The following is a 25300-nucleotide window of genomic DNA, read 5'->3' on the forward strand; positions in this document are numbered from 1 at the left end:
CTAACGCCGTGCGCGCGTCCGGGCAAGCGTGCTCATTCGTCACGCACCCGGGAACAGGCCTTGCGGCAATGCGGAATGCATTGTCCGCCCTTGCCATTCTCGCCCATCGCCCGATCATGCAAGATCGCGCTGACCGCGCCTTGATACACGCGCGACCGAATCCGGAGAGGCTGATGCGACAAATTCCAATCTGCCTGCTGCTATTTCTCACCACGAGTCCGGCCATGGCCGCCGACCTTGATGGTCTGGCCTGGATGAGCGGACATTGGCGCTCGGCCGAGGACGGGACAATCAATGAGGAGATATGGACCGATGGTGCGGGCGGTCTGATGCTGGGCAGTAATCGAACGGTGCGGGGCGATCAGGCAGTGGCTTTCGAATTCCTGCGCATCGAGACGGACGGCACGCAGACGCGCTATTGCGCCCAGCCGGCAGGTGCCGCCGCGACCTGCTTTGCGATGACGGATCACGGCGAGGGACGAGTCCGCTTCGAAAACCCGGAACATGATTTCCCGCAGGCTATCGAATACCAGCGGGACGGCGACGCCCTGACGGCAACGGTGTCAGACCTGTCCGGTGCGCATTCGCTGAGTTTTGACTGGCGGCGCGTGCCAGAATAGCCGGGGCATCCCGCCCGAACGGCCTCAGCGCTTGATCGCCATCAGAATGCCGTCACCAATGGTCGTGAAGGCCATATCGACGCGGGCATCATCTCGGACCTTGTCGGCCAGGGCCTTCAGCGCAGCGGTATCGGCATCGGCCGCGCAACGCTCCGGATCAGCGACACTGCCCGACCACAGCACATTGTCGAACAGGACCAGCCCGCCCGGACGCAGGAGCTGCAGCGCCGCTTCGTAATAGGCGTCATAGCCGGTCTTGTCGGCATCGATGAATACCATGTCGACCGTATCCCCGATTTCGGCGACGAGCCCGGCGAGCGTCTCGCGGGCATCGCCGAGCCGCAATTCGACCTGGTCGTCGACACCGGCCTCGAGCCAGTAGGAATGGGCCCGGCCGGTATAATCATCGGAAATATCGCAGCCATAGAGCCGCGCCGCCGCCCCGTGCATGTCCACCATTGCCAGCAGGGTCGCCAGCGCGGAATAGCCGGTGAAGACGCCGATCTCGACCGCGGTCCGTGCCCGCACCAGCCGGGCGCACATTTGCAGGAAAGCGCCCTGCTCCGGGCTGATCTGCATCACTGAAACATCACCCATCGCTTCGGTTTCGAGCCGGCAGCGGCTCTGCGCCGGGTGTTCGGCACGATTGACGTTGCGAATATAGGCGGTGAGGCGGGCATCCAGCCCGAAGGAAGAGGACATGGTCAGTCTCCGCAAAAGCAAGGATCAGATCAGCTGGCCGGCCCAGTGTCATCGAGCTGCCAGCGCGCGGCAAGATAGTCATGGCTGCGCATCTCGATAAGGCGCGAGGCGGTGCGTTCGAATTCAAAGGCACCATCGCCCTGCGGATAGAGGTCAGCGGGCTCGGCATCGGCGCTCATCACCAGCTTGGTCTTCGCCTCGTAGAGCGCATCAATCAGGGTCACGAATCGCTTGGCCTCATTGCGCTTGTCGTGCTGGAGCCGGGGCACGCCGTCGAGCAGCACGGTATGGAATCGCGCCGCAATGGCGAGGTAGTCAGCGGCGCCGAGCGGTCGGGCGCATAATTCGTTGAAGCTGAAACGGGCGACGCCGGCCACCTCGCGCGGCACCTCCAGCTTGCGCCCCTGCACATCGAGCACGCAGTGCTGGGGCGCGGCACCCTGTGTCAATCGCACCCAGGCTGCTTGCATGGCCGCGACGGAGTCCGGCCCCAGCGGCGCATAATAAACCGGCGCCGCCTCGAGCTGCCGTAACCGGTGGTCGACGCCGCCATTGAGCTCGACCAGATCGAGGCGCGCTTTCAACTCCTCGATGAAGGGCAGGAAGAGCTGTCGGTTGAGGCCGTCGAGATAGAGATCGTCGGGATGTCGATTGGAGGTCGCGACCACCACCACGCCCTCAGCGAAAAGATGGTCGAACAGGCGGCCGAGGATCATGGCATCGGCAATATCGCTGACCTGGAACTCATCGAAGGCGAGCAATTGCGCCTCGGCGGCCAGAGCGCGGGCGACCGGCGGAATCGGATCATCGCCGGCCTTCTTGACATATTCCGGCCGGCGCTTGCGCTCGGACTCGCTCATGCCGCGCCACGCGCCGATGCGCGCATGCACATCCTGCATGAATTCATGAAAATGGACCCGGCGCTTCGCTGCTACCGGTGCATTGTCGATGAAGAAGTCCATCAGCATGGACTTGCCGCGCCCGACCCCGCCCCAGAGATAGAGGCCACGCGGCGGCGGCTTCAGCTTGCCGAATAGGCTTTTGGCGCCCGGCGTCCAGCCCTGCAGACGCTGCGACAGCGCCGTCAGTGCCAGCGCGGCCCGCTCCTGGTCCGCATCCGCCGACAGCACTCCGGAGCCAACCCGCTCCTGCCACAATGAAATCGGCGTCGCCATGGGGTTAGCGTAATGACGAGGGGTTGCGATGGCGTCAATGGGGGAAGGCGGCGGGTGCGGCTATCCAGCCGGCCACAAGCCGATCACCGCCGCAGCCAGCAAGGCCAGCGTAACCACGACCGCCACCGCCAGCCAGACGGGTCTCTCCACCTCACGCATGCACAGCCTCCAGCGCGGCGCGCATGGCGTCGGGCAGCGCCACCGGCCGGCGGGTCTCGCGATCGACATAGACATGCACGAAATGTCCCTGGGCGGCGGCATCGGGCTCGCCGGGTTTGAACAGGGCGATCTCATAGCGCACCGAGGAGCGGCCGATCTTCGCGATCCGCAGACCACCCTCGATCCGGTCGGGATAGGCCAGCGGGGCGAAATAATTGCAGCCGGTCTCGACGACGAGGCCGATCACTTCGCCAGCATGGATATCCAGCCCCGCCTCCTCGATCAGGAAGCAATTCACCAGCGTGTCGAAGAAGCCGTAATAGGCGGCATTGTTGATATGGCCGTAGATATCATTGTCGGCCCAGCGCGTCGGCAGATCGCGCCAGCGGCCATAGGCGGAGCGGGGCCGCGTCTCGATCACAGCACGGCCTCATAGCAGGCCAGGGCCGCATCCTGGGTCATCTCGCGCGGATTATTGACCAGCAAACGCGTCACCAGCATCGCCTCTTCAGCCAGTCGCGGCAGGTCATTATGACTGACGCCGACCTGGGACAGGCGCGTCTCGATGCCGACCGAAGCGGCGATACGCTCCATGTCCTCGACCAGGCCCTGGGTCGAGGCGTGCAGGCCGAGATGGCTGGCGAGCTCGGCGTAAAGCGGCTCGGCGACCGGCGCGTTGAAACGCAGCACCGGCGGCAGCATCAGCGAATTGGACAGGCCGTGTGGCACGTGAAACACGCCCCCCAGCGGATAGGCCAGCGCATGCACCGCCCCAACCGGTGCATTGGCGAAGGCCTGGCCGGCGAGCAGGGCCCCGAGCAGCATGTCCTCACGCGCATCGGTATCACGGCCATCGGTGCAGGCGCGCTCGATGGCGCCGTGGAGCTTTTTCAGGCCCGCCAGCGCCAGCGCATCGGAGACGGGGTTTTTCTGCAGCTTGGTCGTATAGGCCTCGATCGCGTGCACCATCGCGTCAATCCCGGTTGCCGCCGTGGTGCCGCGCGGCAGGCCATAGGTCAGCTCGGCATCGAGCACGGCGAGATCGCCATAAAGGGCGGGGGCATTGACGCCAATCTTCGAGCTCTCGCCGACCGTGATCACCGAGATCGGCGTCACTTCCGAACCGGTCCCGGCCGTGGTCGGGATCAGGATCAGCGGCAAACGCGGACCGGTGGCGTTATTGACGCCATACATCTGTGCCAGCGACTGCTTCGAGCCGAGCAGCATCGCCACCAGCTTGGCCGCATCCATCGAACTGCCGCCACCAAAGCCGATCACAACCTCCGCACCGAAGGCGCGGGCTTCATCCTCGGCTTCCAGCACAATGGCTTCCGGCGGATCGGCGACGACGCGGTCAAAGATCGCGACCGACAGGCCGGCCGCTTCCAGTGCCGCGACGGCGGCATCGATCAGCCCGACCGAGCGCACGCCGCGATCAGTGACCAGAAAGACGCGGCGGCGCTCGCCGATCAGGGGCGCGGCAATAACGGCCAGCCTGGCGGCCGAGCCGGCGCCGACATGGATATGGGGCACGGTGCGAAAATCGAAAGCGGACATGGCGTTCCCGGACTCCTCTGTCGGACGGCAATCTGCAGCGGTTTCATGGTTGCCCCGTTGCCGGTCCAAGGCAAGCACGGGCCTGGCGCAGATGGCAGCGAGCGTGCCGGAATGGTTCAGGTGTGGCGGCCGGAATCCTCACGACAGGTAGACCCAAATCATCAAGAAATACTGGCCTGTGCGCCCGGACGCCCCTAGGGTGATGCCTACGCCTTGGAAAGGCTGGTGTCAGGGATGTGCGTATGACGGTCAAGGTCAGCTTCAACGAAGATACGTCAATTCTCGCGGTCTCGGGCCGCGGTCAGGTCTTGCGGCGCGAGGCCGGCTGGGTCGCCGAGCGGTCAGCGGAATTGATGCGTGCGCACCCGGTGGGGGGTGTTCTGGTGGATTGCTTCGCCATCCAGCAGCAGACATCGCCTGCGCTCTCGGCCGAAATGATTTCCGAATTCGTCGCCACGATCGAAACCGTCGTGCCGATCGCCTATGTGCGTTCGGAAAGCTGGAATGCCGAGTATTGCCAAAGCGTGCTGGCTTCGCTGGATCACTTGCCGGACAATGCCAGGGTCTTCCTGCAGACCGACCTTGCCGAGGACTGGCTGCACGCCGAGGTCGCCAAGGCCGCCACGACTGTCTGAGCCAGTCGGCCGCGACGGCGGAGCCGGGCAACAGGCCCGCTCCGACCGCCACAATCCGTCATCAGTTCATCGTTGGAATGACAAAGGCCTGGTCGCCGATATCACCGGTCGGCCAACGCTGGGTCACCGTCTTGATCTTGGTGAAGAAGCGGATGCCGTCCGTGCCGTACTGATTGGTGTCGGTGAAGGCCGAACGCTTCCAGCCGCCGAAAGAGTGATAGGCGACAGGAACCGGGATCGGCACATTGATGCCGACCATGCCGACATTGACCTTGGCGGCGAACTCACGCGCCGCGAGCCCGTTACGGGTGAAGATGGCGACGCCATTACCGTACTGGTGATTGCTGGGCAGCGCGGCGGCCTCTTCCAGGGTCTCGGCCCGGATCACCTGCAGCACGGGCCCGAAAATCTCTTCCTGATAGGACTGCATACCCGGTTTGACATGATCGAAGAGGGTCGGCCCGATGAAGAAGCCCTTCTCATGACCCTGCAGTTCGAAACCGCGCCCGTCGAGCAGCAATTGTGCGCCCTCGTCGACGCCCATCTGGATGTATTTCTCGATATTGGCCCGGTGGGCGGCTGACACGACCGGTCCGTAATGGGCCTGGTCGTCTGTCGAGACACCGATGCGTAGCTTGACGGCCTCGGCCTTGATGCGCGCGACGAATTCATCGGCGGTCTTCTGGCCGACCGGGACGGCGACCGGCAGCGCCATGCAGCGCTCGCCAGCCGAGCCATAGGCCGCGCCGAGGAAATCATTCACGACCTGATCCATATCGGCGTCGGGCATGATGATGCCGTGGTTCTTGGCCCCGCCCATCGCCTGGAAGCGCTTGCCATGCCGCGTGCAGCCCTGGGCGATATAGTGGGCGATATTGGAGGAGCCGACAAAGCTGACCGCCTTGATATCATCATGCTCGAGCAGGGCATCAACGGCGGTCTTGTCGCCGTGGACGACCTGCAGCACGCCCTCGGGCAGACCGGCCTCGATCATGATTTCGGCCAGACGCACCGGCACGGACGGGTCCTTCTCCGACGGTTTCAGGATCATCGCATTGCCGGTCGACAAGGCCATGCCCATGAACCACATCGGGATCATGGCCGGGAAGTTGAACGGGGTGATGCCGGCGACAACGCCGAGCGGCTGGCGCATGGAATAGACATCAATGCCCGGGCCGGCGCTCTCGGTATATTCGCCCTTCATCAGGTGCGGCACGCCGCAGGCGAATTCGATCACTTCCAGACCGCGGATCAGATCGCCCTTGGAGTCGGCAATCACCTTGCCATGCTCGGACGACAGGAGATGCGCCAGCTCGTCCATTCGCTCTTCGACCAGCATCTTGTACTTCATCAGCACGCGGGCACGGCGCTGCGGGTTCATCGCGGCCCAGATGGCCTGGCCTTTCTTGGCGCCCTCGATCGCGCGACCAACCTCATCCGGCGTCGCGAACTGGACGCGGGCCTGCACCTTGCCGGTATTGGGGTTGAAGATGTCACCGTAATTGCCGGATCCGCCGGTGAAAGACTGGCCGTCGATGAAATGATTGACTTCACGCGTCATGGTTTCCGCTCCCGAGGGTTTTGGGTGACGGGTGGCCCGAGAATTCGCGCGTCCCGTCTTTGCCGCTCACTTAATACGCCGCGCCGGACCTGTCGAGACGAGCCGGTGAGGCCAGACACCGCCACTGGTTGCAATTTCCCCACATCCCCCTGAATTCGCTTTGTGCGGGGCTATAGTTTCCTTGCCAGCAAGGGCGCCCGAAGCTAGGAATGTGTGCAGCAATTCGGATTGCCACTGCAGATGGTCTGCAGGCCGCAAGCCGCTTTATCACATCGGGGAAAATCAATGTCGAAACGCCACCTTTCGGGGACATTCAAACACGCCATGGGCGCCAGCTGTTCGGTGCTGGCCTTGCTGCTGGCCGCACCGGCCGCCATGGCACAGACCGAGGTGCCGACCATCGTCCCGGCCGACCCGGGCACGTCGGAGACGATTCTCGACACGGCGACCGATGTCACCGGTGTCGGCATGTTTTTCCGCAATGACGGTTTCGTCTGCACGGGCACGTTGATCAATCCGCGCACCGTGATTTTCGCCGCCCACTGCGTCAATGACCGCCCGGCGAGCGATTACGGCTCCGACAGCGCCATCGCGGCTGCCTTCTCCTTTGGCGCCGATTCCCTGCCCGGCTTCCTGAGCTGGATCAACAACGCCTTTGCCTCCAACCCGGACCTCGCCGTCTTCAACATCAACCAGATCATCTACAATCTGGATTCGATTGCCCGCCCCGAGGGCGCCGGCTTCCTCGAAGGTGATGTCGCACTCTCCGTGCTCGACACCCCGGCCAGCGAAGTTCCAACCTGGGCGCTGCTCTTCTCGGCCCTGCCTGCACCAACCGCCTACACCCAGGAAACCGGCTCGGGCTATCACGTCAATCTGAGCGGCTATGGCCGTTCCGGGGTCGCCGCCGATGGCGCGACCATCGGCATCGACTGGCGTCGCCGTGCCGCCGAAAACTTCATTGGCGCGTTGAGTTCTTTCGACGAGCGCAACACCTTCCTGTTTGGTGACCCCTTCGGCGATCTGCCACAAAACCTCTACCGGCTCGATTTCGACGATCCGACGCGCACCAACCCGTACGATTTCGATCTCTATCGCGGCGATGCGGCGGACAATGAAGGTATTACAGCCGGCGGCGATTCCGGCGGACCACTCATCCTTGATGCTGCCAACAATCCAGGCTTTGAAGAAGATCTGGTCATTGGCGTCCTGTCCGGCGGCTCACGCTTCTTTGGCCCACAGCAATTCAGCTCCTATGGCACCGAGAGCTTCTACCAGCCGCTCTACCTGTTCTGGGACTGGATCGTCGCCAACAGCCCCTATCGCTATGTCGCCGCTGCCGAAGGCGATGGCGCTTGGGAAGATGCCAATCACTGGCTGACCGAGATCGATCCGGCCTTCCGCGTCATCGATGCCAGCGGCAATGTCGTGAACGGCCTGCCCGGCAATCCGGGCGTCGGCGTCGCCGGAACGGACCCGAGCTGGGGCGAAACCTGTTTTGCGCCTGGCGGCGTCAGCGGCCCGGGCGCCGAGTGCGTGACCCTCGAAGACGGCGATGTGCATCCCTATGATGGCGCAGCCCCGTCAGCCTCCGGCGACAGTAACTCGATCGGCGCGCTTGGTGCCGGTATTCCGGGCGCCGATGCCGGCCTGACGGTGGAAGACGCACCCCAGAATGGCACTGGCACGCTGGCCCTGGTCGACGGTGAATACACCTCGGATCCGCTCCCGGCCGCGACGCTGGAAAACGGTCTTCCCGGTGCCACCGGTTTTGTTCCGGACAATGTCGATCCGAATTCCGGCCTCGGCATCAATGCCCGCTATTATGACGTGAACCTCTCGGCCGCCGGCACGACGACGCTCGACAGCACGGTTGAAATCGACGTCCTGACCATCAGCGGTGCCGCTGCCGGTCTCGATATCGGTGCAGCCGGCGATCTGACCAGCCTGACCGAAATCATGCACCAGGCGGGCAGCGTCAATGTCGACGGTACGCTCACCACGTATGGTGATTATCTGCTGATGTCCGGCCTGCTGACCGGCACCGGCACCGTCCACACACCATACCTGACCAACATCCTGGGGCTGATTGCCCCCGGTGATCTCGGGACTGTCGGTACGCTGACCATCGATGGCAGCGCCGTTCTGGCTTCCGCGAGCGGCCTGGCAATCGAGATCGGTGACGGGGTGAATGACCGCCTCGTGGTCACCGGCGATGCATCGCTCGGCGGGACCGTATTGCTCAGCCCCGTCTCCGGCTACCTGCCGCGCTTCGGCGACAGCTACACCTTCCTGACGGCTGCCAGCATTACCGGCACCTTCGGCTCGGTCTATGACCTGCCGGGCGTTCTCAACCCGGTCCTCTCCTACAGCGCGACCTCGGCCAGCGTTGAGATTGAGGCCCAGAACTTCAACACCCAGGCCACCTTCACCAATAATTTCCAGACCGCCCTCGCGGGCGCCCTGGATGGTGGCCGCGCCGGCTCCTATGACGACCTCGCCGGCGTGTATGGTTTCCTCGACCTGCTGGAAGGCGATGACCTGACGGCCGCGCTTGATAGCCTGTCGCCTTATGAAGCAGTGATGTTCGACCGTTCGGTGCGGACGCACTCCGACGTGCTCGGCCGCGCCCTGCGCGAACAGATCGGCACCCTTGGCCTGATGGCCAATGGCGGCGATGACATTCTGGCCGAAGCCAAGCAGGCCAATGGCCTTGCCGGCATGAACGACCTCGGGCTGCTGGCTCGCGCCACCGTCAAGTCGGGCAATTCGGCCAGCGGTGCGGAAGATGGCGACATGCGCCGGATCTTCGGTTCGATCGGTACGATTGAGGCCACTGCAAGCACCTTCGCGGGTAGCGCGGACAGCGTGATCGACGGCGACTACTCGCTGTTCGGCCTCGATATTCCGCTCACCCAATCCCTGCGTATCGGTGCCGCAGCCGGCTTCGCGAGCTCTGACAACACCGCCGGTGCCGCACTGGGCGGAACCAATGTCAGCACCGAAACCGAGCAGCTGATGGCCTTCGCCTCCTACTCGACGGGCCGCCTCTCGGCCAGCCTGGCTGTTGGCCTTGCCAGCCATGAAAGCGACGCAACCCGGACCATCAATCTGGGCGGCGTGCTGGTGCCGGCACAAACCCGCACCACCGCAGACGAAAGCACGGTTGATGCCGCAATCCGTTATGATCTCTATTCGAGCGATGACGGTATCCACGTCACGCCGATGGCGAGCATCACGGCGAGCAATGTCGATTTCCAGGCCACCACGAGCTATTCCTCGATTGGCAGCCTCGACATCAATTCACGCTCGGGCAGCAACACCATCGCCCGCATCGGCTCGGCCTTCGGCCTGGACCTGGGGACGCGTATCTCCACAGCCCTCTATGTCGGTGCGGCCGAACAATATGGTGACGGCGCCGAGACCTATTCAGCGTCTTTCCATGACACCAGCGGTGTGAACTTCTCTGCACCCAGCGGCGTCGATATGGGCGGAAGCTGGTGGGAAGTTGCGGGCAGCCTGTCTGCTGAACTCAGCTTCGGCGGCACCCTCACCATCAGCCATGAGCGTCAGATCGATCGCGATTTCTCCGAAATCGAGATCACCTCGCTCAGCTATAGCCTGCCATTCTAGTCAAATCTGACTGAGTGAAATGCCAACACCCGGACGCACCGCGCGTCCGGGTGTTTTTTTTGAGGGGCCAATGCGACGGAAATTGACAGGACGCTCGTTGACGACCTGTCACTCACGCCGCAAGGAGCCCCGTCCCTATGGCCCGCCTATCCATCCTTGTCCCGACCGCCCTGTTTCTGCTCGCCGGCTGCGCCTCTCACGATGGCCCGCCCCCGGGGGAGCGCGGCGGACGCCCCGACGGCAATCGCGGCGGCGCCAGCGGCTTTGACATGGCCGTGCAACTCGTTGATCGCGGGGAATATCAGGAAGCCCTGCCCATCCTGCGCTGCGTCGCCGGACAGGGCAGCGGCTTCGAGATCGCGCAATACCTTGCCGGTTACAGCGCCATCCGGCTGGCAACAGCGGAAACGACGCCAGCCATCCTGCGTGACGAAATGCGCGTGGAGGGGTTTGACCGCCTGACCAGCGCTGCACAGGCCGGTTGGCCGACGGCGCAGGCCGAACTTGCGGTGCAGTTCGCTTCGCTCGACATCGCCGAGGCGCCGGTGCGCGCCGCCTACTGGGCCGCGGTCTACCGTCGCAATGCCCGGGACCGGACCTATGGCCTTGACCGACTCGATGACGGGATCGAAGCCCGGATCTCCAGCCGGATCGACGCGGCGCAGACCGCCGAAATCGAGAACCAGGCGGCAATGTTCATCATCGAACCCTTGACGGCGATTGCAGCCACACCGGCCTGCACTCCCTATCTCGGCTCACCCAGCTTCGGCCAGCAGCGCGGTGGTCGCGGACAGGGCCGCGGCCGTGGCGGTCGTGGCGGCGGCGGTGGCGGCGGACGCGGCGGGCCGTCCCTGCAACAGGGCTAGCGCCGACCGCCGGGTGGAGTGGTCAGCGGCTGCGGCGGGCGAGTTCACGCGCACGCACCCGTGCGCGCCAGGTCTGCAAGCCATGAATCATGCTGGCGACCAGGCCCATTTTCAGGCCACGCGGCGCACGGCGCGGATTGCCGGCTTCCGACAGGCGGGCTCGCGTTTCGGCCGCGTCGAAGACTTTGGTCTTGCGGAACACGGCGACATCGCCGGCGATCATTTCCTGCAAGGTCCAGCCTTCATCGGCACCCAGCGCATCGGCAAGCCGTGCCGCCGAACCCTTCGCCGTACCCATCAGGACCAGCACGCCGCCCAGCTTCAGCCGGCTGGCGATCTGGCGCCAGTTCCCGGCCATGGCCGGGAAGCCGAGATCGGAGCCGATCAGCGCGACATCAAGCGGGGAGCGGTCAGGCTCGGCCATCAGGCCCGCCTGGCGGCGCAGACGATCCACCTTCACGGAGCGCCGTTCACACTGGGTCTGGAGAATGTCGGTTTCCGCCAGCGACGCGATCACTTCGTGAAAGGCACCGCGCTGCAGGAAGACCGTACCGAGGTCGGAGCCGCCAAGTTGCAGCGTCTTGTCACCGGGTTTGACCAGGAGCGCGAGATAGTCGGCGACGACATCGTCTTCGATGCGGGCCCGTTTGGCCGGAATTCTGCGCGTGGTCCCGGCGGCGATTGCGGTCTGCATCATCATGGCGCGTCCCATTCGTGAACAAGGTGTTAATCCCGGGGACGCACATCGCAAGCGGCGGGCCAAAGCGTAAACAGGGTATTAACCCTGACGCGACCGCGACCGGAAATGTCGATTGCGCTACGGCACCAGCCGGGCTTCTCTGCTGGGATGGACACAGATGATTCCCCGCTGCCGGCGGTTCCGAAACATGTCGTCGATGACCTGATCGAGGATCGGGCGCCGCGGCTGATTCACACGCCGCTCTGGCCGCTGATCAAATGGATCGGCTATCCGCTGCTGGGCTATCGCCGCGCCGTGGGGATGGTCGACGCTATCGCCCAGCGCTCGGGCACTGACTGCCTGGAATGGTGTTCGGACTATCTCGGCCTCGATGTGGAAATGAGCGGGCTGGACCATGTGCCCGCCAGCGGCGCCTGCGTGATCGTCTCCAACCACCCCGGCGGCATTGCCGACGGCGTTGCGGTCTGGGATGCGCTGAAGGCGAAACGCCCGGATCTGCTCTTCTTCGCCAATCGCGATGCCCTCAAGGTCTGCCCGGGGCTGGAGGAGCGCATTATCCCCGTGGAGTGGCGCGACGAGGCGCGCTCTCGGACCCAGTCACGCGAGATGCTGAAACGCGCCATCGAAGCCTTCAAGGCGGAACAGTGCATCGTCATCTTCCCCTCCGGCCGGATGTCGGAATGGAGCTGGCAGAAATGGCAATTGGTCGAAAAGCCCTGGCATCCGACCGCCGTCAGCCTGGCGCGCAAGTTCAGGGCACCGGTCATTCCGCTCGCCATCCGCCAGCGGATGCCGTTTCTCTATTACGCGCTCGCCCAGCTCAGTGAGGAGCTGAAGGACATGACAGTGTTCCACGGCTTCATGGGCAAGGCCGATGCGCGCTACAAACTTGCCCTTGGCCGCGCCATGCAGATCGGCGCCGATGACGGCACGGATGCGGAAGCGACCGCCATGATGCGCGGAATTTGTGAGCGGGCCGCCTGGGGTCGCTAGAGCTGGCGCTCAGACGTGCTGGTCGATCAGGATCGGATTGCCATCGGGATCGGTGAGCATGAAATGGCCTGGTCCGGTGCCCGCTTCAATCGCATCACCGACATCAAGCCCCGCCGCCTTCAGGCGGGCCTGCAGGGCGCGCACATCTTCGAAATCGGTCAGGGTTTCGCGGTTCTGGCCCCAGCCGGGATTGAAGGTGAGCATGTTCTTCTCGAACATGCCCTGGAACAGGCCGATCACCTTGCCGCCCTGGCGCAGGACCAGCCAGCCCTGCTCAATATCGCCGCCGGTCTCCTTGAAACCCAGGGCTTCATAGAAGGCCTTCGAGGCGCGAATATCCTTGACGGCAAGGCTGATCGAGAAAGCTCCAAGTGCCATGCCACATTCCCTGTTTGCGTGGCGCCACCGGAGCAGCGCAATGCGGGGATACTAGCCTCAGCTCTCGCGTTCGACCAGCATGCCCTTGATCTTGCCAATCGCTTCGGCCGGGTTGAGCCCTTTGGGGCAGACCTGGGCGCAATTCATGATCGTGTGGCAGCGATAGAGCTTGAAGGGGTCGTCGAGCTCGTCGAGGCGCTCGCCCTTGGCCTCGTCGCGGCTGTCGGCCAGCCAGCGATAGGATTGCAGCAAAGCCGCAGGCCCGAGATATTTGTCGCCATTCCACCAATAGGACGGGCAGGCCGTCGAGCATGAGGCGCACATGATGCACTCATAGGCGCCATCGAGCTCGGCCCGCTCCTCGGGCGACTGTTTCCACTCCTTCTCCGGTGCCGGGGTATCGGTCTGGAGATAGGGTTTGATCGCCGCGTGCTGGGCGTAGAACTGGGTCAGATCCGGGATCAGATCGCGCACCACTGGCTGGTGTGGCAAGGGCGAGATCGTGATCGTGCCGTCATGCTCGTCAATGCCGGAGGTGCAGGCGATGGTGTTGCGCCCGCCGATATTCATTGAGCAGGAGCCGCACACGCCCTCGCGGCAGGAGCGCCGGAAAGCCAGGGTCGCATCGACATTGTTCTTGATCCACAAAATGGCGTCGAGAACCATCGGGCCGCAATCATCGAGATCGACCTTGTAGGTGTCCCAGCTCGGCGGATTGCCGCTTTCCGGATCATAGCGATAGACGCGGAAGGTCCGAACATTCTTGGCGCCGTCCGGCTTGGGCCAGGTCTTGCCTTTGGTCGGCTGCGAGCCGCGGGGAAGTGTCAGCTGAACCATGGGGTCCTCACTCAGTTCAAGGCGCGCTGGTCGCGCGGGATCATCAGTTTCAGGCCCGACCACACTGGGTCGACAGCGCAGACCTTCACGTCGACCAGGCCGATCGGAAGGGCAATCTCACGAATGGTGTCTTCGGTAATATCGGTCGGGACTTTCGAGGCCTTTTTCGGCCAGGAAACCCAGATCATGCCGGTGGGGCGGATCGCGCGCTTGAGCTTCGGCAATCCATCTTCCAGCTCGGCCCGAATGCGCGTGAACATGTGCACGAAGTCGAGCTCATCGCCTGGACTGGCCACTGTCTCGAGGCTGGCGAACTGTGCTGCCTCGCGCAAATCGGCATGATCGTCCGGCAGGTTCAGGAAGGCAGCGCGCTGCCCGTCCTTGAGCCCCAGCTTTTTCGGCAGGGGTGTTCCTGAATATCCGGCCGATTGCGCCATGATCAGTAAACCCGGGCTTTCGGCACGATGTAGTCGATATCGTCCGACATCGTGTAGTCATGCACCGGGCGATAATCGATTTTCACATCGCCCTTGTCATCGCACCAGGCGAGGGTGTGTTTCATCCAGGTCTCGTCATTGCGATCGGGGAAATCCTCGCGGGCGTGGGCGCCACGGCTTTCCTCGCGATTGGCCGCGCCATTGACGGTGACGGCGGCCTGGGCGAGCAGATTGTCGAGTTCCAGCGTTTCCATCAGATCGGTATTCCAGACCATGGAGCGGTCGGAGACACCGATATCGGGCATGCCGGCATAAACCTCGCGGATCGCCTCGATGCCTTCATTGAGGACGGGGCCGGTACGGAAGACGGCACAGTTGTTCTGCATGCCGCGCTGCATTTGCAGCCGCAGCTTCGCCGTTGGCGTGCCGCCTGAGGCATTGCGGTATTTGTCGAGCCGGTCGAGGGAGTTCTGCCCCTCTTCGGGCTTGAATTCCGGTTGCGGCGCGCCTGGCGTCACGGTCTCGCCGAGGCGCAGGCCCGCGGCGCGGCCGAACACCACGAGATCGATCAGCGAATTGGAGCCGAGGCGATTGGCGCCATGCACCGAAACGCAAGCCGCCTCGCCGACCGCCATCAGGCCCGGCACGACCGTGTCGGCATTGTCGCCAACCTTGGTGAGAACCTCGCCATGATAATTGGTCGGTATGCCGCCCATATTGTAGTGGACCGTCGGCAGGACCGGGATCGGTTCCTTGGTGACATCGACGCCGGCAAAGATGCGGGCGCTGTCGGAAATGCCCGGCAGACGCTCGGCCAGCACGGCCGGGTCGAGATGGTCGAGATGGAGATAGATATGGTCCTTGTTGGGACCGACACCGCGGCCATCACGGATTTCCATCGTCATCGAGCGTGAGACGACATCGCGCGAGGCGAGATCCTTGGCCGATGGTGCATAGCGCTCCATGAAGCGCTCGCCCTCGGAATTGGTGAGATATCCGCCTTCGCCGCGCGCGCCCTCGGTGATCAGACAGCCGGCGCCGTAAATCCCGGTCGGGTGAAATTGCACGAATTCCATGTCCTGCAGCGGCAGGCCGGCGCGCAGCACCATGGCATTGCCGTCGCCGGTACAGGTGTGGGCCGAGGTGGCCGAGAAATAGGCGCGGCCATAACCGCCGGTCGCCAGGATCACGGTCTGGGCGTGGAAACGATGCAGCGTGCCGTCATCGAGCTTCCAGGCCGTGATGCCGCGGCAGACACCATCATCCATGATCAGGTCGAGGGCGAAATACTCGATGAAGAATTCGGTCTCATGGCGCACGGACTGGCCATAGAGCGTGTGCAGGATGGCGTGGCCGGTACGGTCGGCGGCAGCACAGGTGCGCTGCACCGGGCCTTCGCCGAAATTGCGGGTCATGCCGCCAAAGGCGCGCTGATAGATCTTGCCGTCCTCGGTGCGCGAGAAGGGCACACCCCAGTGCTCGAGCTCGTAAACGGCGGCCGGCGCTTCGCGGCAGAGATATTCGATCGCGTCCTGGTCACCGAGCCAGTCGGAGCCCTTGACGGTGTCATACATGTGCCAGCGCCAGTCATCCTCGCCCATATTGCCGAGCGAGGCGGAGATCCCGCCCTGCGCCGCAACCGTGTGCGAGCGGGTCGGGAAAACCTTGGAGATACAGGCGGTCTTCAGACCGGCTTGCGAGGCACCCAGAGCGGCGCGCAGCCCGGAGCCGCCAGCGCCAACGACCACGACATCATAGGTGTGATCGATCCATTTATAGTCGGCCATGAAGAACGTCCGTTACAGCGCGAGTTTGACAAGTGCGAACACGGTGACCAGCCACAGGCCCAGTGTCAGAAAGGTATTGCCGAGCAGAAGCAGCGTCTTCATGCCGGCCTTGTGGACATAATCCTCGATCACGACCTGCAGGCCGGACCGCATGTGATGGAAGCCGGCGGTCAGCGTCAGCAGGGTGACAATTGCGCCCGATGGCGAGGCGAGGAAAGCCCGCATCGCGGCCGGATCCGGCGCGCCGGAAGTGGCGAGCATCCAGACAAAGACCGGGATGAGAAAGAAAAGCGCGATCGAGGTGACGCGCTGGGAGATGAAATGCGCCGTGCCGTGTCCGGAGGCGCCGAGGCCGCGCACCTTGGCGGCAGGGGTTCTGTAATCGGTGGTCATCGATCAGCTCCCGAAACCAAGCCAGAGGGCGATTGTCGGCACCAGGGCCAGGAACATGATCGCCATCGAGCGGAAATTCGAACCCTTGGGGTCGAAGCCCTTGCCGAAATCCCACATCAGGTGACGCAGGCCATTGAGCCAGTGATAACTCACCGAATAGGTCAGAAGGATCAGTCCGATGCGGGTGACCCAGGCCATCGGGCCCTCGAACAGGAAGGCAACCGAACCCTCGGCACCGAAGGCGAGAAGCACGATCCAGATCGCGATCGCGACGGCGCCGATATAATTGCCGATACCGGTTGCCCGGTGAAGAATGGAGGACGCCATAGTCGCATGCCAGCGCCACACCTGAAGATGTGGCGACATCGGCCGCGGGTCGGACCAGTCGGAAGCCATGAGGCACCCTTTCGAAATCTGTGTCGGTATCGCCGAACGCAGGACGCGCATCAGCTTTGAGTCTCGCACCGCACAATAGGCCGCATGTTGTCAGGGTCAACGCGATCAGGCGCACACCGCTGACAAGTTGCAGACATTTTGCCGCGAAGCCGCGTGTCACCGGAAGCCACACAGCCTGAAACAGTGCCAACTTCCCATTGGCGCGCGCCGCGCACCAGACTAGCCTGTCGCCAAAGCAGGGAGCTGATCATGACCAACCCGACCCCATCCGCCGTCGTTACCGGCGCCTCCACCGGCATTGGCCATGCCTGTACCGCCGAACTGACCGCCAAGGGCTGGCATGTCTTCGCCGGCGTGCGCAAACAGGCCGATGCCGACCGGCTGAAAGCAGAATTCGGTGCCGCCGTGACGCCGCTGACGATGGAAGTCACCGACACGGCCTCGATCCAGGCTGCAGCCGACACGGTTCGCGCGGCGCTGAAGGGCACGACGCTGAAGGGGCTGGTCAATAATGCCGGCATCGCCGTTGCCGGCCCGATGCTGACCCTGCCGGTCGAGGAATTCCAGCACCAGATGGACGTCAATGTCACCGGTATCGTCCGCGTGACCCAGGCATTCGGGCCGCTTCTGGGGGCCGATGAGAGCCTGACGGGCGGGCCGGGCCGGATCGTGATGATCTCCTCGGTCGCCGGCGAGATGGGCGCCCCCTTCCTGGGACCCTATTCAGCCTCGAAACATGCTGTCGAAGGCCTGTCGAAATCGCTGCGCCGTGAAATGATGCTGTTCGGGATCGAAGTCATCGTGTTGGGTCCAGGCGCTGTGGCGACACCAATCTGGGCCAAATCGGACGAGGTCGACATCTCGCCCTATGAGGGCACGGTCTACTACAAGGCGCTGACGCGGCTTCGCAACTTCATGAGCAAGAGCGGCCCGGAAGGCTTCCCGCCCTCGGTGATCGCCGATCGCGCCTTTCGCGCCCTGACCGAGGACAAACCGCGTTTCCGCTATGCGCTCGTGCCCCAGCGTCTGACAAACTGGTCGCTGCCACGCATGCTGCCCGAACGCATGGTCAACAATATCCTCGCCAAACGGCTCGGGCTGACGCGGCGCGAACGCTGAGGCGACATCGCTTGCCGGGCCTGCCCGGCTGGTGAAGAATGACAACAGAAACAATTCGCATCGGCGCCCCGGCGCCCGGGGGACTGACATGAGCTATCGCACGATTTCGCACGCCTCGCTGGCCGGCCTGATGGCTCTGGCCCTGACCGCCTGCGGGCAGACTGCGGACGCCCCGGCGGCCGGGGGCGCTGCGCCGGCGAATGAAAGCGTTGCCGGAACGACCAGCCCGGCCATCACGACCGCACCCGCCGAGACCATCGATGCCCGGTCCAGCGAGGCTTTCGCCAGCCTGGTCGCCGATTTCGAAGCCTTCGAACTGGCCAACAATCCCGACGAACGCGGCCGCCGCGGCGATCTCGAGGCGGCCGGGCAATGGCCGGACATCTCGCCGGAGGCGCTGGCGACGCAATTTGCTGCCGAGGCCGGCTTCCTTGAGCGTCTTGACGCCATCAATGCCGAAGACCTGTCGGCAAGCGACCAGGTCTCCCATGCAGTGCTCGACTATATCCTGCGCTTTCGCACCGAGTTCGCCCCCTTCGACCAGGCCCGCATCGCCTTTGATTCCGATAGCGGCTTCTTCTTCTGGCCATCCTATGCCGCGGCCTCGGCGCGCCCGCGCACGATTGCCGAGGGCGAGGCCTGGATTGCCCGCATCAACGGTATCGCCGGCTATTTCCAGCAGAATATCGACTGGATGCAGCGCGGACTCGACACCGGCTTCACCCAGCCGCGCATTATCGCGGAATCGGCGGCCGACCAGGTCGCCGGCCTCAGCGATCCGGCGACCCTGCGCGCGATCCTGATCGAGCCGATCGACAACCTGCCGACCTCGCTGCCCGCGGCCGAACGGGCCCGGCTCTATGCCGGAGCCACCGCCGCGATCGAAAACTCGGCCCAGCCAGCCTATGCCGGCCTGGCCAGCTTCCTCCGCGACGAATACGCACCGCAAACCCGGACAAGCCTCGGCATTTCCGAAGCACCTGAGGGCCGTGCCTATTATCAGACCCTGGTGCGCTACCACACCACGCTCGATACCTCGCCGGAAGAAGTACACGAGCGCGGCCTAGCCGAAGTGGCGCGCATCCGGACCGAGATGGAAGCGGTCATCGCCGAGAGCGGATTTGACGGCACGTTCGCCGAATTCCTCAACTTCCTGCGCACCGATCCGCAATTCTACGCGACGACGCCAGAGGAATTGCTGATGCATGCCGCCTGGATCGCCAAGCGGCTCGACGACCAGATGCCGGCCTATTTCGGCCATCTGCCGCGCCTCTCCTATGGCGTGCGCCCTGTGCCGGACACCATGGCGCCAACCTACACCACCGGCCGCTACTGGTCCGGCGACATGGAGCGCGGCATCGCCGGCGGCTATATGGTCAACACCTATGACCTGACCCAGCGCCCGCTCTACACCCTGCCCGCCCTGACCGCACACGAGGCTGTGCCAGGGCACCATCATCAGGGCTCGATCGCCGCCGAACTGGAGAATGTTCCGGATTTCCGCCGCGACACCTATATCACCGCCTTCGGCGAGGGTTGGGGCCTGTATTCCGAGACGCTGGGCCGAGATATGGGCATCTATACGACGCCCTATGAAGAGTTTGGCCGACTGAGCTATGAGATGTGGCGCGCCTGCCGCCTCGTGGTCGATACCGGGGTGCATTATATGGGCTGGACCCGCGAGGAGGCCGAGGCCTGTTTCCTCGAGAACTCCGCCCTGGCGCCGCACAATATCCGTACCGAAGTCCTGCGTTATATCTCCTGGCCGGGCCAGGCGCTGGCCTACAAGACCGGCGAATTGCTGATGCGCGACCTGCGTGCCGAAGCCGAGGAGCGCCTGGGCGAGGATTTCAACATTCGCGCCTTCCATGACGTGCTGCTCGCCGACGGCTCCATGCCGCTGTCTGCGCTGGAGGCCAAGATGCGCCGCTGGATCAACGAAGAAGAAGCCGGAAATCGGAACTAGATCACCATGCTCTTCGCCCTCACAGACTTTCTTGTCGTCATTGGCTGCGGCCTCGGGATCTGGCGGCTCTGGCCGCATCGCCGCAAGGGTGATGTCCGCATGGTCCGGCTGGGACTGGCCTTTGTCGGACTGGCAGCCCTGATCGGCGCGATCCGGTTCGCCAGCGGCCAGGTCGAGGAGCTAGCCCAATTGCACAGCCTGGCCAGCACATTTGCTGGCGCGGCCGGCATGTTGTTGATCGCCCTTGGTCTGGCCTGGGAGGCCTTTCCCATTCGCTGGCCTCCGGGCGTGGGTCGGTATCTGCGGATCGGGATTTCAGTTGTGACCATTGTCATGATGGCCTGGCCAGGCAGTGAGGACATTCTCGCCCTGCTGCCACAACTGGCCCTGCTTCTCGGTCTGGCCGCCAGCATCGCCCTGTTGCTACATCGCCGTTGGCAGACCGGACTCATCTGGCTGTTCGCATGGTTATTACTGGCCTATGCCTCGATCATGATCGGCGGCAGCCGCGAAGAGACCACATTCGGAATCGCCAACTGGCACGTCTACCACACGCTTCTGGCGCTCTGGGCGATTCTGGCGGGCGAAGCGATGCGGCGGGTGATTGCCAGCCGCGCTTGACCTGGAGGCGCGGCTCCACCACTTATCCACGCTCCATGAGCGCGCGCACAGACAATCCCGCCGCCTCCGGTGCCGACACGCCCTCCACGCGTGAGACGGATCCGGAAAACGGCCTTGAAATCCTGACCTTCGGCTGCCGGCTGAATGCCTGGGAAAGCGAAGTCATGCGCGCCCATGCCCGCGAGGCCGGGCTCGACAATGCCATCCTGGTCAATACCTGCGCCGTAACCTCGGAAGCCGTGCGCCAGGCGCGCCAGTCGATCCGCAAGGCCCGCCGCGCCAACCCCGATGCGAAAATCATCGTGACCGGCTGCGCCGCCCAGGTCGATCCGGCCATGTTCGCCGCCATGCCGGAAGTCGACCGCGTCGTCGGCAATGCGGAAAAACTGCGCGCCGAGACCTTCAACCCGGTCACCCTGCTGGGCGGCACCGAGAAGATCCGCGTCAATGATATCATGAGCGTGCGCGAGACCGCCGGCCATCTGGTCGAAGGCATGGAGGGGCGCGCGCGCGCCTATGTCCAGGTCCAGAATGGCTGCGATCACCGCTGCACCTTCTGCATCATCCCGTTCGGCCGCGGCAATTCACGCTCGGTCCCCGCCGGCGAGATCGTCGAGCAGATCAAGGCGCTGGTCGGATCGGGCCATAGCGAGGTCGTGCTGACCGGCGTCGACCTCACTTCCTGGGGCGGCGATCTGCCGGGCACGCCGCCTTTGGGCCGGCTGGTGCAGGCGATCCTGAAACAAGTGCCCGACCTGCCGCGCCTGCGCCTGTCCTCGATCGATGCGATCGAGATTGACGACGCGCTGTTCGAGGCCGTCACCGGCGAGGCGCGCATCGCGCCCTATCTGCACCTGTCCCTGCAGGCCGGCGACAATATGATCCTCAAACGTATGAAGCGCCGCCACTCGCGCGAGGACGCGATCGCGCTATGCAACCGGCTCAAGGCTGCGCGGCCGGAGATTGCCTTTGGCGCCGACATCATTGCCGGCTTCCCGACCGAGACCGAAGCGATGTTCGAAAATTCTCTGAAACTGGTCGATGAGTGCCAGCTCGCCTATCTGCACGTCTTCCCCTATTCGCCGCGCCCCGGCACGCCCGCCGCGCGCATGCCGCAGCTGGAGAAGTCCGTCATCAAGGCCCGCGCGGCGCGTCTGCGCGACAAGGCCGACCGGGTCCTGGCGGCGCATCTCGATACGATGATCGGTACCGTCAGCGGTGCCCTGATGGAAAAGCCCGGCTTTGCCCGTGCCGGGAATTTTGCCGCCATTCGCCTGCCGGAGACCGAATTTCCGCGCGCCGGCGCTCTGGTGAATATCCATGTCACCCATCATGACGGGCGCGAGCTGCACGGGGAGCTCACAGAATGAGCGACGACAAACCCACCGAAAAGAAGCGCGGCTTCTTCTCTCGCCTGGTTTCTGGGCTGAGCAAAAGCTCGTCCAAGCTCGGCGAATCGGTCACCGCGATCTTCACCAAGCGCAAGCTCGACCGCGAGGCGCTGGACGAGCTCGAAGATCTGCTGATCGCCTCCGATCTCGGCACGGCCGCCGCCCTGCGGGTCACCGACCGGTTGGCGCGCGACCGTTTCGACAAGGAAATCTCCGACGAGGAAGTCCGCGAGACCCTCGCCGAAGTGATCTGTGAGACGCTTGCCCCGCTGGAAAAACCGCTGCAGCTGACCGGCACGGACGGCCCGCATGTGATCCTGTTTGTCGGCGTCAACGGCTCCGGCAAGACCACGACGCTGGGCAAGATCGCCGTCAAGCTCAAGCGCGAGGGCCGCGACCCGATCCTCGTCGCCGGTGACACCTTCCGCGCCGCGGCAATCGAGCAGGTCTCGGTCTGGGGCGAGCGGGCGAAATCGCCCGTCATCAAGCGCGAGATCGGTGCCGATGCTGCCGGACTGGCCTTTGACGCGCTGGAACAGGCCGAACGCGAGGGCCGCGACACGGTGCTGATCGACACCGCCGGCCGGCTTCAGAACAAGGCCGAGCTGATGGACGAGCTGCGCAAGATCGTCCGCGTCATCCGCAAGAAAAACCCCTCCGCCCCGCACGAGACGGTGCTGGTGCTCGATGGCACGGTCGGTTCCAATGCCGTCTCCCAGGCCCAGGCCTTCCTCGATGCAGCCCAGATCACCGGCCTGGTGATGACCAAGCTCGACGGCACCGCCAAAGGCGGCGCCCTGGTGCAGGTGGCCGAGAAATTCCAGCTGCCGATCCACTATATCGGCATCGGCGAAGGCGAGGACGATCTGCAGGCCTTCAACGCCCGCGACTTCTCGCGGGCGCTGGCCGGGCTGGAAAGCTGACAGATCAGCCGCTCGCGATCACCGTGTTTTTGTTGAGAATATTCGCCAGCAGATTCAGGTCACGCGCCTGATTGGTGAAGTCGAGACGCGCCTGCCGCAGCTGAAGATTGATCTGGTCGACATAATACAAGATCACGGCCCAATCCGCCTGGGTCGGGGCGCCCGCGGCCTGCCGGACGCTGCGCTGGCCGTTTGCCAGCGCCGAGCCAAGGCTTTCAGGGACCGGCTCCACCCGCTTCAGGTCGCGCTCGATTTTCCGCAGGATGGAGTTGACCTCCGTCACCCATTCAACCCGGACGTTGGTCTGGCCAGAGGCCCCGCCAGCGAGCGACTGGAACCTGAAAAAGGACAGGTCGCGCATTTGGCAGTCCGTGAACTGCTCGCGATGCACTTTCGAACCTGAAAAATCGGCACGGTTGAGCGTGCAGTGCTCGAACACGGCGCCGGTCAGGTCGACATGGCGGAAAATCGTGTTCGACAGATCGCAAAATCTGAACACGGCGCCTTTCAGGCTGGAAAACGAGAAGTCCGCGCCGGTCGCGGTGGTGCCGTCGAACAGGGACTCGTCGAGATTTGAATTGCAGAAGACGCTGTTCTTGATCGAGACATCGGTGAAGTCCTGCCCCGGATCCTCGATATCGGAGAAGTCCGAATCGCAAAGAAAGTCGCTGTCGATCAGGCCGGAGGCCATAGACAGGGCGTGGAATGAATCCGCCTCAGAGTTGACGACCGCGTCAATAATTCGCCCGACCTCCGGGCTGACATGGATTTTGCTCATAGCGCGTCACACACCCTGACCGTCATATGCTCGTCGATTTTGGCGAGCTTTGCGAGCACGCGTCCGAGAAAACCCATTTTTCTCACACTGCCGTCCGCCGCAAGCTTGGACACGACAACATTGTGCCCGTGAATGAATTTTTCCACCTTGAGGACAATCTCGGCCTCCCCCTCCTGCTTGCGCATGATTCCGGCCGGCAAATAGTCGGGTTCGGAGTAGTCGAGACGGCTCCCCTGCTTGGGCGTGAACTTCCAACCATGTCTGTTCTTGAGGCCATTGACCGGCTTCACATAATCATAGGGCGCGTTTCGCGTGTCCTGGACGCTCTCCCGCTTGCTTTTCTTGCGCTTGCGCCCGCCGGCAGCCAGATTCGGCACCCCGGCTTTGATCGCGTCCTGGCGTTCATCGAGTTCGCCTTCGCGTCGTTCGACCGTTCGATCGATTGCGGCCAGATTATCAGGCCGCTTCACCTGGCACGACCAACCGGGGACTTCGAACACGAACTGGACATCGCGAAGCGCACACTTCACGTTCGGAATCGCAATGCCGTCGGTCACGATATCGATGTCGGAGAAGTCATACTTGATCCAAATGTCGCGGTGGTTGCGGCGTGTGGAGTTATCGATCCGGATCGAAATGGTGCCGCAGCCGAATTCCACGCACTTCTCACCCGATTTGCCCAGCTCGACCTCAACAGGATAATTCAGTGACGCCATTCACCCAGCCTCTCCAACCCAGGGTAGATTTCATCATCGCCTGCCGCTTTGCAAGACCAGGCGAGCGGCCCTGTTCAAACCGGCGCCCCGGCAGGTGACCCCGGCTCTCGCCTATGGCGCGCTCGCGATGCTGGGCTCGGCCCTGGCCCATGCCGGGATGACGCTGTTGACCAAGCGGGCGAAAGACCGGCTGGTGTTTCGCGCCCTGTCGCTGATCTTCGTCGCCGGTCTGATGCTGCCCTGGCTGGTGTTCCAGCCCCTGCCCGGCTGGGAGGTGTGGCGCTTTTTGCTGCTCGGCGCGGCGACGATCTGGGCCTTCAACATGTTGTTGATCGCCGCCTTTGAACGCGGCGAGATGAATCTGGTCTATCCGGTGATGCGCGGCAGCGCCCCGGCGCTGGCGACGCTGGCCGCCTACCTCTTTCTCGGCGAGGCCGTGTCGCTGTGGCAGCTGATCGGGCTGGCGATCGCCTCGGCGGCACTGGTCGGCTTTGCCTGGCCGGAAAAGGACGGCACACCGAAGACCCAGGTGCTGCTGATCGCCCTGGCGGCCGCGGGCATGACCGCCAGCTATACCGTGATCGACGCCGCCGGCGTGCGCGCCTCGGGCAATGTGATGGTCTATACGGGCTGGTTCTTCGTGCTTTCCGGACTGACGATCGGCCTGACGGCAATCGTCCGGCGTGGCAGCCGCATCTGGACCCTCGCGCGCCAGGAAACGCGCCCGGCCGCGACCTCGATGCTGTTCAACCTGACCACCTACGGCCTGGCGCTCTACGCCTATTCCATCGCGCCGGTGGCGCCGATGGCGGCCCTGCGCGAGACCAGTATCGTGTTCGGCGCACTGCTTGCGGCGCTGGTCCTGAAGGAAGCTTTCGGCTTGAAGCGTATTGCGCTGGCCGTGCTATTGGTCACCGGACTTGTCGTGATGCAGACATTGTGAAGACCGAGGAGAGC

At 63.8% G+C, this 25300-nt stretch carries 25 protein-coding genes; 11 read left to right on the forward strand and 14 right to left on the reverse strand.

Going from position 1 to position 25300, the window contains the following annotated elements; genetic code table 11:
* Positions 1-80: 80 nt before the first annotated feature.
* A complete protein-coding gene (locus ACN0YL_RS04130) occupies positions 81-620 on the forward strand; it encodes a DUF6265 family protein (RefSeq protein WP_417497135.1) in 540 nt (179 codons plus the stop codon).
* A gap of 24 nt (positions 621-644) precedes the next feature.
* Here ACN0YL_RS04130 and ACN0YL_RS04135 read toward each other — a convergent pair whose 3' ends face one another.
* The 4 genes from ACN0YL_RS04135 to ACN0YL_RS04150 form a co-directional block, all read right to left on the reverse strand.
* Entirely contained in the window at positions 645-1322 is a 678-nt protein-coding gene (locus ACN0YL_RS04135) for an O-methyltransferase (RefSeq protein WP_417497136.1), read from the reverse strand.
* A gap of 29 nt (positions 1323-1351) precedes the next feature.
* A complete protein-coding gene (zapE, locus tag ACN0YL_RS04140; protein ID WP_417497137.1) occupies positions 1352-2497 on the reverse strand; it encodes a cell division protein ZapE in 1146 nt (381 codons plus the stop codon).
* 151 nt (positions 2498-2648) lie between these two features.
* Positions 2649-3077: an acyl-CoA thioesterase gene (locus ACN0YL_RS04145; RefSeq protein WP_417497138.1), complete on the reverse strand. Its 429-nt coding sequence runs from the start codon at positions 3075-3077 to the stop codon at positions 2649-2651.
* Positions 3074-4213: an iron-containing alcohol dehydrogenase gene (locus tag ACN0YL_RS04150; protein WP_417497139.1), complete on the reverse strand. Its 1140-nt coding sequence runs from the start codon at positions 4211-4213 to the stop codon at positions 3074-3076. The genes ACN0YL_RS04145 and ACN0YL_RS04150 overlap by 4 nt, the downstream gene beginning before the upstream one ends.
* A gap of 242 nt (positions 4214-4455) precedes the next feature.
* Between ACN0YL_RS04150 and ACN0YL_RS04155 the strand changes: the two genes are divergently transcribed.
* Positions 4456-4848, forward strand: coding sequence for a hypothetical protein (locus ACN0YL_RS04155; RefSeq protein ID WP_417469491.1), 393 nt, complete (start codon positions 4456-4458; stop codon positions 4846-4848).
* A 61-nt stretch (positions 4849-4909) separates the two neighbouring features.
* Here the strand turns inward: ACN0YL_RS04155 and ACN0YL_RS04160 are convergent, their stop codons facing one another.
* Positions 4910-6409 carry a CoA-acylating methylmalonate-semialdehyde dehydrogenase gene (locus ACN0YL_RS04160; RefSeq protein WP_417492042.1) on the reverse strand — a complete coding sequence of 500 codons (1500 nt, stop codon included), beginning with the start codon at positions 6407-6409 and terminating at the stop codon, positions 4910-4912.
* Positions 6410-6694: 285 nt separating this feature from the next.
* Between ACN0YL_RS04160 and ACN0YL_RS04165 the strand changes: the two genes are divergently transcribed.
* Together ACN0YL_RS04165 and ACN0YL_RS04170 are read left to right on the forward strand one after the other, a co-directional pair.
* Entirely contained in the window at positions 6695-10042 is a 3348-nt protein-coding gene (locus ACN0YL_RS04165) for an autotransporter domain-containing protein (protein WP_417497140.1), read from the forward strand.
* Positions 10043-10179: 137 nt separating this feature from the next.
* Complete coding sequence (locus ACN0YL_RS04170) at positions 10180-10908, forward strand: hypothetical protein (protein WP_417497141.1); 729 nt, start codon at positions 10180-10182, stop codon at positions 10906-10908.
* A gap of 22 nt (positions 10909-10930) precedes the next feature.
* Here the strand turns inward: ACN0YL_RS04170 and ACN0YL_RS04175 are convergent, their stop codons facing one another.
* Entirely contained in the window at positions 10931-11605 is a 675-nt protein-coding gene (locus ACN0YL_RS04175; protein ID WP_417497142.1) for a hypothetical protein, read from the reverse strand.
* A gap of 150 nt (positions 11606-11755) precedes the next feature.
* On the opposite strand from ACN0YL_RS04175, the gene ACN0YL_RS04180 reads away from it, so the two are divergent.
* Complete coding sequence (locus tag ACN0YL_RS04180; protein ID WP_417497143.1) at positions 11756-12601, forward strand: 1-acyl-sn-glycerol-3-phosphate acyltransferase; 846 nt, start codon at positions 11756-11758, stop codon at positions 12599-12601.
* A 9-nt stretch (positions 12602-12610) separates the two neighbouring features.
* On the opposite strand, the gene ACN0YL_RS04185 is transcribed toward ACN0YL_RS04180, so the two are convergent.
* The 6 genes from ACN0YL_RS04185 to sdhC are packed head-to-tail and all read right to left on the reverse strand — an operon-like array spanning position 12611 to position 16829.
* Positions 12611-12979 carry a VOC family protein gene (locus ACN0YL_RS04185; protein WP_417497144.1) on the reverse strand — a complete coding sequence of 123 codons (369 nt, stop codon included), beginning with the start codon at positions 12977-12979 and terminating at the stop codon, positions 12611-12613.
* Positions 12980-13036: 57 nt separating this feature from the next.
* Positions 13037-13816 carry a succinate dehydrogenase iron-sulfur subunit gene (locus ACN0YL_RS04190; RefSeq protein WP_417492047.1) on the reverse strand — a complete coding sequence of 260 codons (780 nt, stop codon included), beginning with the start codon at positions 13814-13816 and terminating at the stop codon, positions 13037-13039.
* A gap of 11 nt (positions 13817-13827) precedes the next feature.
* Positions 13828-14253 carry a DUF3052 domain-containing protein gene (locus ACN0YL_RS04195; RefSeq protein WP_417497145.1) on the reverse strand — a complete coding sequence of 142 codons (426 nt, stop codon included), beginning with the start codon at positions 14251-14253 and terminating at the stop codon, positions 13828-13830.
* Positions 14254-14255: 2 nt separating this feature from the next.
* Positions 14256-16040 carry a succinate dehydrogenase flavoprotein subunit gene (gene sdhA, locus ACN0YL_RS04200; protein WP_417497146.1) on the reverse strand — a complete coding sequence of 595 codons (1785 nt, stop codon included), beginning with the start codon at positions 16038-16040 and terminating at the stop codon, positions 14256-14258.
* Positions 16041-16052: 12 nt separating this feature from the next.
* Positions 16053-16433: a succinate dehydrogenase, hydrophobic membrane anchor protein gene (gene sdhD / locus ACN0YL_RS04205; protein ID WP_417497147.1), complete on the reverse strand. Its 381-nt coding sequence runs from the start codon at positions 16431-16433 to the stop codon at positions 16053-16055.
* Between the two features lie 3 nt (positions 16434-16436).
* A complete protein-coding gene (sdhC, locus tag ACN0YL_RS04210) occupies positions 16437-16829 on the reverse strand; it encodes a succinate dehydrogenase, cytochrome b556 subunit (protein ID WP_417492051.1) in 393 nt (130 codons plus the stop codon).
* Between the two features lie 249 nt (positions 16830-17078).
* Between sdhC and ACN0YL_RS04215 the strand changes: the two genes are divergently transcribed.
* The 5 genes from ACN0YL_RS04215 to ftsY all read left to right on the forward strand — a co-directional run bounded on the left by ACN0YL_RS04215 (position 17079) and on the right by ftsY (position 22849).
* The gene (locus ACN0YL_RS04215; RefSeq protein ID WP_417497148.1) at positions 17079-17948 is read left to right on the forward strand and encodes an SDR family oxidoreductase; all 870 of its coding nucleotides are present in this window, start codon (positions 17079-17081) and stop codon (positions 17946-17948) included.
* An 88-nt stretch (positions 17949-18036) separates the two neighbouring features.
* Positions 18037-19914, forward strand: a complete 1878-nt coding sequence (locus ACN0YL_RS04220) for a DUF885 domain-containing protein (RefSeq protein WP_417497149.1) — start codon at positions 18037-18039, stop codon at positions 19912-19914.
* Between the two features lie 6 nt (positions 19915-19920).
* Positions 19921-20535 (forward strand): hypothetical protein, encoded by a 615-nt coding sequence (locus ACN0YL_RS04225; RefSeq protein WP_339737538.1) that lies wholly within the window; start codon positions 19921-19923, stop codon positions 20533-20535.
* A gap of 35 nt (positions 20536-20570) precedes the next feature.
* Complete coding sequence (gene mtaB, locus ACN0YL_RS04230) at positions 20571-21905, forward strand: tRNA (N(6)-L-threonylcarbamoyladenosine(37)-C(2))-methylthiotransferase MtaB (RefSeq protein ID WP_417497150.1); 1335 nt, start codon at positions 20571-20573, stop codon at positions 21903-21905.
* Positions 21902-22849: a signal recognition particle-docking protein FtsY gene (ftsY, locus tag ACN0YL_RS04235; protein WP_417492056.1), complete on the forward strand. Its 948-nt coding sequence runs from the start codon at positions 21902-21904 to the stop codon at positions 22847-22849. Before mtaB ends, ftsY begins: the two co-directional genes overlap by 4 nt.
* A gap of 4 nt (positions 22850-22853) precedes the next feature.
* Here ftsY and ACN0YL_RS04240 read toward each other — a convergent pair whose 3' ends face one another.
* Positions 22854-23627, reverse strand: coding sequence for a pentapeptide repeat-containing protein (locus ACN0YL_RS04240; RefSeq protein ID WP_417492057.1), 774 nt, complete (start codon positions 23625-23627; stop codon positions 22854-22856).
* On the reverse strand, positions 23624-24343 hold the full coding sequence (locus ACN0YL_RS04245; protein WP_417492058.1) for a hypothetical protein: 720 nt from the start codon (positions 24341-24343) through the stop codon (positions 23624-23626). Before ACN0YL_RS04245 ends, ACN0YL_RS04240 begins: the two co-directional genes overlap by 4 nt.
* A 94-nt stretch (positions 24344-24437) precedes the next feature.
* Here ACN0YL_RS04245 and ACN0YL_RS04250 point away from each other — a divergent pair, with 94 nt between their 5' ends.
* Positions 24438-25286, forward strand: coding sequence for an EamA family transporter (locus ACN0YL_RS04250; protein ID WP_417492059.1), 849 nt, complete (start codon positions 24438-24440; stop codon positions 25284-25286).
* Positions 25287-25300: the final 14 nt, after the last annotated feature.

The sequence above is a fragment of the Maricaulis sp. genome, from assembly GCF_048269565.1.
In the GTDB taxonomy this organism is placed as follows: domain Bacteria; phylum Pseudomonadota; class Alphaproteobacteria; order Caulobacterales; family Maricaulaceae; genus Maricaulis.